The sequence below is a fragment of the Zoogloea sp. genome (assembly GCF_030157465.1).
Taxonomy (GTDB): Bacteria; Pseudomonadota; Gammaproteobacteria; order Burkholderiales; family Rhodocyclaceae; genus Zoogloea.
Genome location: NZ_JAOAUU010000105.1, coordinates 1 through 13,162 on the forward strand (window position 1 = coordinate 1; position 13,162 = coordinate 13,162).

Genomic DNA, 13,162 nt, shown 5'->3' on the forward strand with positions numbered 1-13,162 from the left:
GGTCGGATGCGCGGCAGTTAGACGCGCGGTTACTGCATCGACCTTGGCTATCCCAATATTCATGGCCTGCATAAATGCGTAGCGCTGACCATTGGAATCACCATATTTATCCTGATCGACTAGGCTCAGCTCGCCACTAACGGTCGATGGCCAGTGTTCGAGCAACCAAATGAGTCCGTGGCTAACAGCACCAACCCCAAACATGTGCGTTTCACGTAGATAGAGGGGAGTGATTTCCAACTGAGGCGCTTGGAATAGCTCCCTGATGTCAAGTTTGCACTCTTGAAGCGGTGGCGCATCCACACCAGTCAACTCTGCGGCGAATACGTGGCGGAAAATCTGAGCCGCAGCCATCGCTGCAGCAAATGCCGGCCCGACTGGGTTATCACTGGTTCCACAGATGGCATCCGGCCCAAGCTGTACCTCCCAGCCGTCAGCGCCGACCTGAATAGCGTAGCCAGCATCTGGATACATTGAGGTCCCGACATACACCACACAGTCGTAGGGTGGAGCCCAACGGCAAGCCACCCCTTCCAATGGGGCACCTCCCGACCGAGCGGCGTCAGTAGCCACCATCAACTGCCGTTCTGCACACGACCCCGAGAAGTCAATGTTCGGCCAAAGCCGTCCAAGAACATCAGCCAACACATCTGCCAACAGCACTCCGGATTGCGGCATTTGCTCGGAAGAAGTGGCCACCGCGATTCGCGTCGAGCCCAGGCGATTCGCCAATGCCGCGTCGCCGAACAAGGCTTTGAGAGCCTGAGCATTTTTTTCAATAGCAGCACTCATGACACAACTAATCTTTCTGCAGCTTCGTCAGGTGACCAAAGCCGCCAATCGTCTTCTTCGCGCTCATAGACATTTACACCTGGAAAGCCATTTAGACCTTGTCGGCAGTAGTGCGGAACGATGATGCTGAGGGCGCTCACATGTCGAACGACCTCCCACTCGCGGTCGAGTTTCGACATCCGGACGTCAACACCGGGGTGGGTATGCAACTGAACGATGCTTCGCTCCTTGCATCGATAGTTATCAAGCTGAATCCGCTGAAGCTCTTGGCCTGCGATATGGACCCAGACACCGTGCTGCGACACACCTGGCTTTTGCTCAGGCACGATGCAGCGAGTAATTTCCGCGGTACCTCCCTGCTCTGCGTCCTGACGAGCCGCTGTCCAGATCACAAACACCTCGTGCTGGCCACGCAGAAAAGCTTGCTGGGTCTCCGCGAGTACCTGTTGAGGAATCTTCCAATTAAGGTATTTCATGCTTTGCTTACCCCCGTTCTATTCAGGTCCGTCATTAGCTGCATCACCAACTGCAGGACGCTGAATCCCGGATCACGACGAAGCGATGCCCAAGAAATGTCCTGATGACTGGAATGATCGTGGTAGTCCCCCCAGCCTTTGAAACAAAACCAGCACCGGGACCTGCCATCCTGATCCGAGGTATGGAAACCGTTATTCGCAGGAACCTTTTGGAAGCCCTGCAGCAACGGCGCGCCGTTAGCGTCGATCCACCAACCACCTACCGGCCGGTACGGAAAATCCGTACCGTCTACACGAAGCTGAATCTTGGTTTGGTGGAGATGCCAATCCAGTTCAACATCGAGATAAGGGAACGAGAAGGCCAGAAGCTTGACCCCGACCTTCTCGAATTTCCCAGGTGCGGTAAGTAGCGGCCGAATCGCCTTCTCAAAGCTGGCTTTGGCCAGCTTCGGATGCACGATGGCCGCCGCGCTCATCCGCCACCACCATTTTTCTTGGTGATAGACAGGACGTGGCCGTCACGAACCCCCGCTGCCTTGAGGGTCGAACTCGCATTCAAGGCAGCCGTTCCAACATCACCATCCACCATGTCGAACTCGTCAACTTTCGGACGGTCCGCAGGAGAAAGACTGCGACGAATGGCCTCGCGAACCGTCATCATGGCCGGGAAGCGACGAAGGCGATCTTCACCATCAAGAATCACCGTAACTTCGTAGAAGCGATCCTCTTCACGAGGGACGGTGAAAAAACGGTCCTGAACTTGCAGGACAACCCGATCAGTGTCCGCAACGATCTCGTCAGCAATACCATCGAGGTCAGCCCAGAGGTCCACGTCACCACCACCAACCAACGCTTTCAATTCAGCGCCAGTCAGCTTGGCGTGGTGTGATTCCTGGCCTTCGGGCAACTGGGTATCATTCAACACAAGCTTCAGAGGCTTGCGAACACGGGGGTTATCAGCAACCACCGGAGTTCCATCGCCGATGCTGAATTGCTCTCCCCCGCGAATGAAGATCACGTCTTCCGGGGACAGCGGAATATCCACATCGCCGGCCACTTCGAGCAGAAGTTGCTCGTTATGGCCGAGATTGGCCAGGTTGATGATGTCCTGGCCACGTACAGCACCAGGTTTGATCGACCGGGCTTGCCGGTCAACGGTGATACTAACTTTTTGAGCTGGCATAGCCGCTCCTTTCGTTAATCGAACTTGTCTTTCGGCAACGCCATCCATGGCGAAACCGCAAAAAAACTGTGCGAAAGACTTGACTAACGGGCGCAGCGTAACGAAACTCGCAATCGCCAAATCCCGAGCTTGGCGTTACGCTAAGTTCACCCGAGGGCAAGCTTTCGAGCTTGCCCTTCTCTATTGCTGCAATGCCATAGAACCTCCTTTCTGAATTATTCGCGACAGAACGGCCTCCTACTTCTCCTTGCGAACCCCTTTGAACGGGCTCTTGTCACTAGTTTTGACGTCAATAAAGCGGCCCGTGTTGCTATCCCGCTTAACCCAATGTCCAGAAGGTGTCTGGGTCTGGCTGCGTTGCCGAACAGCCCCGTTGCGATGACCGTCACCGGTCGGTGGGTTTGTTGCCATTTAATATCTCCACATTGGAAGCACTGCCGATTGCAGCAATGTTGACGTTACATGATGCTGGTGATTAGGTCAACGCATCGAAACGCGTTGACTGAAGAACTTTTTTCAGTAAAATGAAGTTATGGAAAAAATTACACGTGATCAAATTGATCAGGCTCTATCGCTGCTTACCCAAGGCCAGCGTGAGAGACTCTCTTATATTGAGTTCCGTCTATATTTTTTAGGAACGGTGGGGCGCCAAGATTTAATGGATCGCTTTGGGGTCGCACCTGCTGCCGCAACAAGAGATTTTGCGGAGTACAAACGACTCGCTCCGAAGAACATCAACTTCGACAACACTTCGAAGCTGTATGTCATCTCCACTGAGTTCACTCCGCTTTTTGAACATGTCACAGAGCGTGTACTTACAGCGCTTACCCAGGGATTTGGGGATGGAATTAATCCCGTCGCCGGGCCACTCGTGCCCTGCGAAGGGCCTCCCACCCTTAATCGTCTGAAAGTAGAGATCCTGGCATCAGTATCCAGGGCTATCCACTCCAAGACGGCGGTTCAAATTAGTTATTTCTCAGGCTCGAGTGGCGCATCTGTGCGCGAAATTGTTCCGTTTGCCCTAGCTTCGGATGGTCTCCGCTGGCATACCAGAGCGTTCGACCGAAAGAGTAATGAATTCCGAGATTTTGTTCTCAGCCGCATGGACGAGGCCGTCATCCTTGAGAAAAACATCCCAGAGTCACAAGAACTGCCGAATCAAGATATTCAATGGAATCGAATCCTTGAACTCGATTTGGTGCCACACCCGGGAAGAAGTTCGCCAGAATTAGTTAAGCGCGACTACGCAATGGTCGACGGCGTATTTCGCTTAAAAATACGTGCGGCGATGGCTGGATATGTTTTGCGGCAATGGCATGTTGACTGCTCTGCTGAGCATAAGTTATCGGATGAGGCATACCGGTTGTGGTTACGCGACCCCCTAGCGCTTTATGGTGTAAAAAGCGCTTTTTTTGCTCCTGGTTACGAAGCCCCAAAAACCAACTAGCGGCGTTAGTAATTAGTTGGACAAGGGCGACAACAGAAGCGAGGATTTCGTCTCCCGTCTTGATACAGACGAAGGTCCGAGGGTAAGCATTGCTGTTTGCGATGCAGGCGCGGATGGTCGACTGCATCGCCCAGACGTTCCATTCATTGGTTCGGCAGCACGAACGGGATTACCTGACAGCGAGACGACGCGGATCAAGGACTAGATTGGGAAGTCCGGGAGCTCAGATTGGCCATCCAGATACTGCGCTTGGCCGATGTACGTCAAAGAGTAAGCAAAACGCTTGAGCTCCGAGGTACCCCCATGAGGCCCGCTTAGCGGGCTTCATGCTTTGGTCTTCCGTCACTGTGGCAAGGCGGTTCTGGACGCGTCCAACAATTCTCCTGCCCATGCCTCAGATCAATGACTGATGGCTGGAAAAGCTACTTCCAGCGTGATCCGCCTCCGAATAAGGAGCCCAACCAGATCAACCAAGGCCCGGACCCCCTCCACGCCCCTCACCTTCATCGGCACACAAAGCTCAACCCCAATCCCCCATTGATAACGCCGCACAACCATACTCGGGCGGACTTCGTAGTCGATTCCCTCCCGGCTCAACCGCTCCTCAATGACATCAACCTGTTCAAAGTACGCTTTCATCTGCTCTGACCAGCATTGGGTGCGGTAGGTGACAACCCTTTTTCTCGACCGTCCGACACGTTTACAACGCTTCTCGTCGTTCCACGGCGCTGTGTCCTCGGGCATCGTTCCAGCCTCCTCATAAGCACGCCGCGCGATTTCATCAAGGTATTTGGCGCGTGGATGCACCCACCACACCATCACGCGGCGTCCATTGAGGATGAAGCCCACGTCATCCCACAAGGAGTATTCATTGGGATCCGGATAGGCATGCGGGATAAACAAGCCGTTGGTGAGGCGCCAGGGGTGGTTGCGGTGAAACTGGCGCATGAGGATGCGGAAACGTTCGTATCTCGGGTTTTTCATGGTCACTCCATCTTGGCGAAGTTCTTTCGGCGCCGGGTGGGGTCAGGCGGCACTTCTTCCGGTTTGCGTTCGTCGGCCGCTCACTCACAACGCACATTGGCGACGCCGTGGAGGGCTTGCTCCAACGTCAGCTCATCTCTCGTCAGGATCGTGTCCAGCGTCGCAGGCTGTATCCAGTGCCCTTTACGGCGCCTGACCAGTTCCAGGATTACCTCGGCGAGATAGTTCATGTAGTGCCGCTGCGTGGCGTCAAGGTCTTCGATATGCCAAACCTTGCCCTTACTCTCGACCAGGAGACGTGTAATCAGCCGGAAGGGGGCTTCAGCGCGTCGCACGCCCGAACTATTTGTTGCGGTCTCTTCGTCGCTCAGGGCTTCGTAGATATCCCGTGCGATCAGGTTCAGCCACTCGTCAGTCATACTGACGGGTAGCGAGGCTTCGAAAGGGCCGTTGAGAATTTCAGCTTGCAGGCGGTCCAGATCGGTGTCTGGGATATCTTCACGGTTCATCATGGCGATGCTCCTGAGAGTAGGGGTTGAGACTGCCAAGGAGGTGTGCCACCTCTTTGCGGAGATAGAAGTACTGCCGGCATCCGTCCACGCTGGGACCTGTCACAGGGGACATGTCCAGATGCGCGAGAGCGTGCCTGGAACTCGTGCCAAGCGTGCGGGCGACCTCCGCCAAGGCGACGTAACAGACCTTGAAGGACTCCAGCTCGTGGAGAGGAATACGGCGCATGGAGCCGTTCAGCGACGGGCGGCTTTTCAGGAGGCCGGTTCGGACCAGTTCGAACGCAACTTGCTCTTTGAGACCCAGAGCACGTGCGGCGTCAGTAATCGATATGTCCGCATCCTGTGCTCGTCGCCATTGGGCCATCCAGGCCTGCACCTCCTGGCGAAAGAGACACATGGCACCCAAAGCGACCCTTCCTGTGTTCGCAGCACATGGCGACAGCTCACCGGCCTGCAGTGCTTTGACTAGGGCTGGAAACGCGCCAACCTCCAGACGCCAAGCCTTCAGAATCTGCCCAAGAGAGACGGAGTCCAGACTCGGCTTTGCCACATCCAGCGCAGGACGAGACACATCAGACCCGCACAAGCCGTCCAGTTCGCGCCGGGATAGTAACCACGCGGCTGTGCGGTGCCCCTCTGCCGATAGAACGGGTTGGATCAATCCACTTTCGATTAACTCGCGGACACGGCGCCTGGGGAGCTGGAGATACGCAGCGGCCGCCTTCAAGGTAAGGCCGTCGGCGATCAGGGCTGCGACTGGGGCGACCTGAGAGGTAGGAAAGGACCATACGCGGCGGCCGCTGGCTTGCTCGGCGATATCCGCATCGATCCAGCCCGCAAGGTACAGTTGGCGAACTCGGCTCGCCGTGGTGCCGGCCTCTTCCGCAATGGCCTGGACGGTCTTGCGTGCGTCCGTGATGTGCGGAGAGAGGCGGCGATTGCGTCGGCACAGGAGCCCCCACCAGCGTTGATGCAGATACGCCTCGAAGGCTTCGCGCAGAAAGGCGAACTCCCCTGCACTCAGATCGGCATACAACCACTGATACAGCCGGCCAAAGGTATGCGGCAGGCTGAAGGACGGCGCCGCTCTACCCTGCTGCGTGGCCAGATAGCGGTGGAACGCCCGGGGCCAGTCGGAAAGCAGATCCGCCACCTGACGATTCACTGCGATAGCCCGCTCCAAGCGGTGGAGTCCAGGCACATTGCCTGAGCGCCCTTCACGCTCCGAGTCATGAAGTGCAGCGATCCGATGAAAGAACTTGATCCAGGCCGCTGCGGTCAGGGCTGGGCTCTGCCCCTCCAGCCTCCCTTCCAAAGAGCCTTGAAACGCCTGCTGGATGCGGAGCACTGACTCATCCGCAGATTCACCACAGGTAGAGAGCAGGGAAGCCCCACATGGGCATCGGTCGAGCGCTGCCCGTTCAAGCAACTGGTGCTGACGGCAGACTGGGCACGTGTCCCGCAAGTAGCGACCGTGCTTCAAACACAAGACGCACAGTTTGATTGCCCATTGGGCTCGCAGAATTCGCTGCTCGGCGAGGCAATGGGGGCACCAACGCAAGTGGTCATGGCAGTAATCGGATGCGGCCAACCCCTCAGCCAACACGTGCTCAAGACGACAGAAACGCGGCCAGGGTCCGGACAAGAAACTCCATTCAATAGGAGACAGGCGCAACGCGTACCTGACCGAGGCAACGGAGCTCGTGCGCCTCGGCCCCAAACTACGCCACAGGACGCGGGGTGATTCGTAGCCATTGGCCTCCGCGACCCGTACCAGATAACCGTAAGCCCACTCGCCTGGATGAGGCCTCGGACGCACCGGAAGACCGTGGCGCTTCCACCAGCACCCACCGCCCGTCGTCGAGACGGCAGCGGATGAATGGTAGGTCGGCTCAAACCGACGCACCGGTGACTCCTGCAGCGTGACACGCAAGTTCGTAGATGTACTGCAGGTGCATAGTGGATACCGTCCTTAGCTGTGCATCCAGCGTCTGGATGAAGACCTCGGGGCTGGCGTTTGCCGGCAGAGGACGGGCTGGCGGCCAGACGACTGCGAAACGGCGGAAGCACTGGGGAGAGATCCCGGTCCTAGCTGCATTGACGAGGAGGTTGATCAGCTGCATGCGGAACCGCGCATCGAGACTGTCTAGGTACAGGGAAGGCGAGCTGGGGGCCACTGTTGGCGCGTCCTCCACCTCCATCCAGTCGCGTAGATCGGACCACCAATCTCTCAACGATGTGAGGCGTTGCTGCCGTTCTGAAATGCTGAGCGCTGGGTTGAAGATCAGCGTTGGTGCTGGGCCGATGGGCGAACCTAGATGCTCAATCACTGCCCGCGCACTCTGGAGCAGGTCTGCCGGTAGTACCGATGCCAACTTCCCGGAGTTGGCCAGATAGTCGAGCAGCCGCTTGGTCGGATGAGCATCGTCGAGCAGCAAGACAAGACTGTTCTGGTCATGCCGGTAACGGAAGCGAAGCAAACGTCGAACCCGTACCTCCATCCCATCGGGCCAGTCACGAAGAAGGTATCCGACCCGACGCCCAGGCCGATGCTCTAAAGGAACCGGGATTCGGCTTGTTTCCGCGATCAACGCCACGAGTCCCTGCAACCAGAAGAGCACCTCATAGGTTTGGCGCAGGTTGTTGGCGATGCGCTCGGCTGAGTTGGATGACCCGCATGGGGAAGGGAGTCCGCTGGCTGCCGCAACTGTTTGCGCGAGCAGCCTGAGCGATTTCGGAGCCGGTCGAGTGGGCAGGCTTGAAAGGGGCTTGCCGCAACGACAGGTCCAGTCCGGCCCCATGCCTGGCCAGGTCAGTTCATTCCCGCACTCGCAGCGATGCACGAGCAGGCAGCCGTGGCGCGGGCACGCATCCACCAGAGGCAACTCCCAGATCGCCAGGTGAACACCGTGCTCCACTAGGCAGTAAGGACAGACGCGCACCTTCGACGAGTAGGCGCGCTGCCAGTGGCGCCCCTTACGTCTCGGCGCGGCTTCAGGCAGGGTGAAGCGTTCCTCCACCCATATCTGGCGATCCGCAAGGGAGGCCTGGCCGGTGAGGCTGCAGATCAGCTCCCAGGCCTCCTCGCGTGCCGAGGCGTCCTCGGAGCGGTACAGGGTTGAAAGCGCACGGTGCAGCGCCTCCGGCATCCAGTGACCGTTCGTGCCGAAATGCCGGCTAACAAACCCTGCCAGACTTTCGCCAGGCTGGCGTGTGGGTCGGAGGGGATAGCCTGCCAGTTCAAGCAGCATGGGCACGTCTCCGCGAAGGTCGATTCACCAGTGCCCCCCGCTCAAAGGGCTCCCCTGCCCTGTCCAGACGCCGAAAATCGAAGTTCGGACAGAAGGGATTGAGCGCGCCAACCCCTTGAGGCCAGATCTCGGCAGTGAACGCAGTCTCCAACTCTGCCAGGGTGATCTCGGACACCTCTCGCTCGAACACCAAGCGAATCGCCCCGATCAGCAGAGACTTGACGTAGGCGACCCTTCCATCCGTGGCCGCGTGAAGCCGGTATGCGAGCTCACTCCATGTTGTTACCCCCTTGTTGAAGGGCACTGGCAACGAAGGAGTCAGGGACGTGAACAGCCGCAGACACTGGGTTTCGATGGAGTTATCGGGATCCTGTCCCAAGGCCATCTGCAGGCGGCGCGTGAAGCGGCGCCGTAACTGCTCATTGACCCTCAGTAAGTCCTCGACCCGAGGCAGGCCCAGAAGCACTGTTGGCACCTGGACATCGTCCATCAAGCCTTTGAGCCAGTCCCCCACCATGTACTGGGTGGGCGACTGACCCCGGTCCTGGATATGGTTGGCTTCGTCGAACATCAGGAGCTCGACGCTGCAAGCTCGCGCAAGGCGTGCAGCGCGGGCTGTCTTGGCGGAGGTCGTGCCCGTCGTCGGTGCCGGATCGCCCAGGCGGGCCAGCATCGCCTCGGCCACGCTGGCGATGGTTGCGGCAGGTGGAATCGGTACGACGAGCACCGGCACCACATCGCGCTCCGGCAAGGTCGCACGGGGATAGCGCTCCACCAACGCCTTGCAAAGCGTCGTCTTGCCGGTCCCAGACTCCCCGGTCACCAGCAGATGTTGGGCGACACTGGTCTGCCGGTAGAGTTGGACGAGCCTGTCGATCTCGTTGAAGGCCGACACGAATGGGGGAAACTGCAGGTACTCGCTGGTGAACACCCGCAGAGCTTCGAATTCAGCGAGGTTCATACGCGCCTCCCTCTCGAGAGTTGGAATGAGGATAGCGGTGCGGGTGGTTCGTCGAGGGCCGCCTCTGGTGTCGGGATGGGTTTAGTGACAGGCTTGGGAGGCGTACCGGGGTTGAGTCGGGCCTCGGGATGAGTGCTGGTCTTCCCGTGGATGTTCGCCGCCCGGCGCCGGCCGCGCTGTTTGCGTCCCTTGAGCAGTTCATCCACCGCAATGGCGAGGTCGTATTTGGCCTTGGCCACGGCGTCGGGGTTCTCTGCTGAGTCACCGTTTTCTCGCACCTGCTGTTGAATGAGCTCGTGCTGGAGGAGCGTGAGCCCCTTAGCATAGGCCTGGTTCAGGGCCGGAACGGTCACCGGATCCTGCTGCTCAGGTGCCCAAACCTGAATGCTGCCCAGATCCTCTGCGTCGAAAACGAGCCGCAGCTTTACTCCCGGTCCCCAAGTGCGCAGGATGGGATCGAGATCGGGTCCAGCGTAGCGGATCCCTTTCAGGACGATCCCATCTCGACGCAGGGTGCGCTCCTCGGCCATGCCGATCCGGCGCTGCAAGTCGTCCAGACTCACCGGCAACTCCGGCGTGTGACGCTTCAAGCCTTCGTGCCACTTGGCCCAGGGCGTCGTACCGATGCCCCGGTGGACGGTTTGGGCATAGATATCCAGCAGCCACTTTTCGAGGAGGTGCTTGAATTCGGCGAGGGTCAGGAGTGCGTGCTTCTGGGAGTCGTAGTCGCCTCGGTCTTCCAGTCTGGAGAGGCTGGTGCCCGGTAGCTGGTGGCTCAAGGTGAAATTGAACGTCTGAAGGAAACGCTCGATAGCGCCTTTGAACCAAGGCTGCCGCTTTGGGCAATAAATGATGCTCATACCCAAGTCCATAGCGACGCTATCCAAGGCCGTGGAATAGAACTCCAGACCGTTGTCGGCAACCAGTACCGCGATCAAACCGTAGCAAGGCCATGCGTGCTCCACGGGCAAATCGGGTATGACTTCCTTGACCGGGGTCTTGGGCAGAATGGCATGGCGCAGACCACCGACAACAGCGGCGGCGGAAGTGCCACCAAAACTGAGGTAGTAGCCGACTGGGAAGCGGCTGTAGACGTCGATAAACAGCGTCAGGACCGGTCGGCCAAGGGGGAGGCCCGTGATCTCGTCGATCAGGAAGAGGTCGAGGGGCGTGTGATCGACCTCAACCCGCATCAGGATGCCGTCAACGACAGGCCCCGCTTTGGCGACCCGATAGCGGCGATCCGCAACGTGCTTCCCTTCGGCAAGCCGCGTCTGGTCATAGGCTTCAAGTCGCCCGAACAGACGATAGACCGTTCGCACGGAAGGGAGGCGGAGCTGGTCAGCCGGGAGACGCTTGGCGTTCTCGGCGCGGATTTTGCCCTCGAGGCGGGTAAAGATTGACTTGATGGCTGCCGATGGACTTGCCCGAAAGGCCTCCTCGGCCGCCTCCCCGAAAAGATCGCGAATCCGATCCGCTTGCCGCGTTCCTGCGCCGCCTCGTCGATCAAACCGGGGAATCAGGGCGCGCGCATCCTGAGCCCGCCGGTAGGCTTGGTGCCACCTGTAGACGGTTGTCGGAGATGGGGGGTGCGGGTCGCTGATGCGTTTTGAGACCTCGGCAATCACCGAAGAGAGGTGATACGACGTCAAGGGAACCTGCCCGGCTTCTCGGATCGCATCCAGGTAGGTCATGCGCGTGCTCACCTTCGCTTGAATGTGGCTGGGAAGGTCTGCCAGCGGGCGTCGGTACCCCTTGGGAGCAGGCGCCGTGTCCGCGTTAGGTATAGACAGTTGCCCTGTGCCAAAGACAGCCAAGAGCTCCTGGCGGGAACTCAGCACGGTCTGCCCGTCGCCTAAACGCTCCAGAACAACCTGATCACCTGCCCCCAAGCGCTCAATCCGGTGAGCAGCGCCGTTCCACTCAAAGGTCAAACCGGTCCGAAAGGCGAAACCACGCATGGTCGCTCTCCTGGGCAAGATGAAGCTGGGTATCGAAGTCCACGGGGTGGTCAAGGTCACAGATGAGCCGTCCCGCTATCAGTAATGAGTAAGGATCCAGGCCAACTGGAGTAAGCAGATCCTTCACCACTCGAATCGACGTCGGAAAATGCACGGCCAGCCGATCCAGGGCGACGTCGCATTTCAGCAGGGACGGACGGATACGCGGGGCCTGGTGGTAAATCCAGCGCAAGTTGCCCAAACGCGGCTCAACGCGGAGTTGCCGGTCGGTCAAAACGGCAAACACACGACCAATCCGGGTGAAGTGTTCGGCAATACGTTCGAGCTTGTGTTTGGTCTCTTCCTTGGCGGCAAGCTCCGCCGGCTTGATTTCTACAAGCACCGATGAGCCATCGGCCAAGAACAGCTCGAAGTCCGGTGTGTAGCGTCGCAGGCGGTTGCCATCCGGGTACTGGATGGTTTCGGGCTGTTCTGTGTAAGCCAAGATTAAAGGCGAGCTCTCGAAGTGATAGATGGCATCAAGTTCAAGCAGTCCCTCGTGGTGGACCATCCGGCCCGTCTTGCGGCTCGGGAACTTGCCCCGGACGATGCCGCCGGTGTGACGGAGGATGGTCCGGGCACGTTGGTGAGGCAGGCCAGCGGGCGCGAGGCCGTTCCACGTGCCTTTCCATGACAAAGAAGTCATCGCGATTCCTTCCGGTGCCGGCGTCAGGGCGTGAGAGCCCGTACCGGCACCTGTGATCGGTTCGGTATTCCCGGCTTTTGGGCAAAAAATCGCCCTTCCTCAGGTCAAGTGCCTTCGGAAAACCGGGGGTAAGCGTGGGATTGGCTTGACGTGCCTTGGAGGGATCGCGATACTTTGCTTGTCAAGGCGGCTCGCGAGAGCCCAGTAAAGGCGGGTCAGACCAAAAGGTTTGGCCCGTTTTTACATGTTGGCGCCCTCCCCTTCATGCTGACGCCGCTTGATGCGCCGGAATGGCTCAGTGCGGTTCTTGGCCAGGCTTTCGGGGAGCTCCAGGATCTCCCGGATCATGCGGACCTGGGCTGGATGTAGTTGGCTCACCCGCGCCCGGAGCTCGGCGAGCATCCAGAAGACGTCTTGAGGCGTGTCGTGCTCAATCTGGAGCTTGCGCTGAGAGGCGGCGGCGGCTCGTCGAACTTCCTCCTGCTCAATCTCCGGCAGATCCAGCGCAGCGATCAAGCGTTCGACGAACTCGGCCGGTGGTGGCCCCTTGATCCCAACTTCCAGCGCCGAGAAGTAGCTCGTCTCGTAACCCATCCTCTCCGCCAAATCACGTTGCCGGATGCCGTGACGCATCCGCAAGTCGTGCAGGAAGTGGGCGAAGGGGCTCATTTCTCGTGTGAGGTTGATGGATCAACTCACAGAGTACGCAGAACGCTAGACCATTTCAACACATAACATGTTGATTAATAACAGGTTGCTTTCAAGTTGAAAGCAACGAGACGTGGTAAGTCATTGGTCTGGCGGAAGAAATTAGGAGCGAGCAGCAGTGTTTCCTGAGCGACAACAATTCGGCCTTGGACTAAACCGCTCTCGCGGTAGCCCTCCGATTCCGTGCAGTGGTCGCTGACAG

13 protein-coding genes and 1 pseudogene are annotated in these 13,162 nt (G+C 58.6%); 1 reads left to right on the forward strand and 13 read right to left on the reverse strand.

Annotation, left to right across the window (positions count from 1 at the left end; genetic code table 11):
- The 4 genes from Q1W26_RS13160 to Q1W26_RS13175 form a co-directional block, all read right to left on the reverse strand.
- Positions 1–792, reverse strand: a 792-nt coding sequence (locus tag Q1W26_RS13160; RefSeq protein ID WP_300440875.1) for a hypothetical protein, incomplete at its 3' end; no start/stop codon positions are given.
- Positions 789–1,268: a hypothetical protein gene (locus Q1W26_RS13165; RefSeq protein WP_300440877.1), complete on the reverse strand. Its 480-nt coding sequence runs from the start codon at positions 1,266–1,268 to the stop codon at positions 789–791. The genes Q1W26_RS13160 and Q1W26_RS13165, both read right to left, overlap by 4 nt.
- Positions 1,265–1,744, reverse strand: coding sequence for a hypothetical protein (locus tag Q1W26_RS13170; RefSeq protein ID WP_300440880.1), 480 nt, complete (start codon positions 1,742–1,744; stop codon positions 1,265–1,267). Before Q1W26_RS13170 ends, Q1W26_RS13165 begins: the two co-directional genes overlap by 4 nt.
- The gene (locus tag Q1W26_RS13175) at positions 1,741–2,499 is read right to left on the reverse strand and encodes a hypothetical protein (protein WP_300440883.1); all 759 of its coding nucleotides are present in this window, start codon (positions 2,497–2,499) and stop codon (positions 1,741–1,743) included. Before Q1W26_RS13175 ends, Q1W26_RS13170 begins: the two co-directional genes overlap by 4 nt.
- A gap of 484 nt (positions 2,500–2,983) precedes the next feature.
- Between Q1W26_RS13175 and Q1W26_RS13180 the strand changes: the two genes are divergently transcribed.
- Complete coding sequence (locus Q1W26_RS13180) at positions 2,984–3,898, forward strand: WYL domain-containing protein (protein WP_300440886.1); 915 nt, start codon at positions 2,984–2,986, stop codon at positions 3,896–3,898.
- Between the two features lie 399 nt (positions 3,899–4,297).
- Here the strand turns inward: Q1W26_RS13180 and Q1W26_RS13185 are convergent, their stop codons facing one another.
- The 9 genes and pseudogenes from Q1W26_RS13185 to Q1W26_RS13220 form a co-directional block, all read right to left on the reverse strand.
- Positions 4,298–4,882: a hypothetical protein gene (locus tag Q1W26_RS13185; protein WP_300440887.1), complete on the reverse strand. Its 585-nt coding sequence runs from the start codon at positions 4,880–4,882 to the stop codon at positions 4,298–4,300.
- 80 nt (positions 4,883–4,962) lie between these two features.
- Positions 4,963–5,394, reverse strand: coding sequence for a hypothetical protein (locus Q1W26_RS13190; protein ID WP_300440890.1), 432 nt, complete (start codon positions 5,392–5,394; stop codon positions 4,963–4,965).
- Positions 5,381–6,742 carry a hypothetical protein gene (locus Q1W26_RS13195; protein WP_300440892.1) on the reverse strand — a complete coding sequence of 454 codons (1,362 nt, stop codon included), beginning with the start codon at positions 6,740–6,742 and terminating at the stop codon, positions 5,381–5,383. The genes Q1W26_RS13190 and Q1W26_RS13195 overlap by 14 nt, the downstream gene beginning before the upstream one ends.
- Positions 6,743–6,868: 126 nt before the next feature.
- Positions 6,869–7,300: pseudogene (locus Q1W26_RS21515) on the reverse strand (TniQ family protein); the annotation flags it as partial.
- Positions 7,287–8,645: a TniQ family protein gene (locus Q1W26_RS13200; RefSeq protein ID WP_300440895.1), complete on the reverse strand. Its 1,359-nt coding sequence runs from the start codon at positions 8,643–8,645 to the stop codon at positions 7,287–7,289. The gene Q1W26_RS13200 and the pseudogene Q1W26_RS21515, both read right to left, overlap by 14 nt.
- Complete coding sequence (locus Q1W26_RS13205) at positions 8,635–9,606, reverse strand: TniB family NTP-binding protein (RefSeq protein ID WP_300440898.1); 972 nt, start codon at positions 9,604–9,606, stop codon at positions 8,635–8,637. Before Q1W26_RS13205 ends, Q1W26_RS13200 begins: the two co-directional genes overlap by 11 nt.
- A complete protein-coding gene (locus tag Q1W26_RS13210) occupies positions 9,603–11,567 on the reverse strand; it encodes a Mu transposase C-terminal domain-containing protein (protein ID WP_300440900.1) in 1,965 nt (654 codons plus the stop codon). The genes Q1W26_RS13205 and Q1W26_RS13210 overlap by 4 nt, the downstream gene beginning before the upstream one ends.
- A complete protein-coding gene (locus tag Q1W26_RS13215; protein ID WP_300440902.1) occupies positions 11,530–12,252 on the reverse strand; it encodes a TnsA endonuclease N-terminal domain-containing protein in 723 nt (240 codons plus the stop codon). Before Q1W26_RS13215 ends, Q1W26_RS13210 begins: the two co-directional genes overlap by 38 nt.
- Before the next feature lie 240 nt (positions 12,253–12,492).
- The gene (locus tag Q1W26_RS13220; RefSeq protein ID WP_300440905.1) at positions 12,493–12,921 is read right to left on the reverse strand and encodes a helix-turn-helix transcriptional regulator; all 429 of its coding nucleotides are present in this window, start codon (positions 12,919–12,921) and stop codon (positions 12,493–12,495) included.
- Positions 12,922–13,162 lie beyond the last annotated feature (241 nt).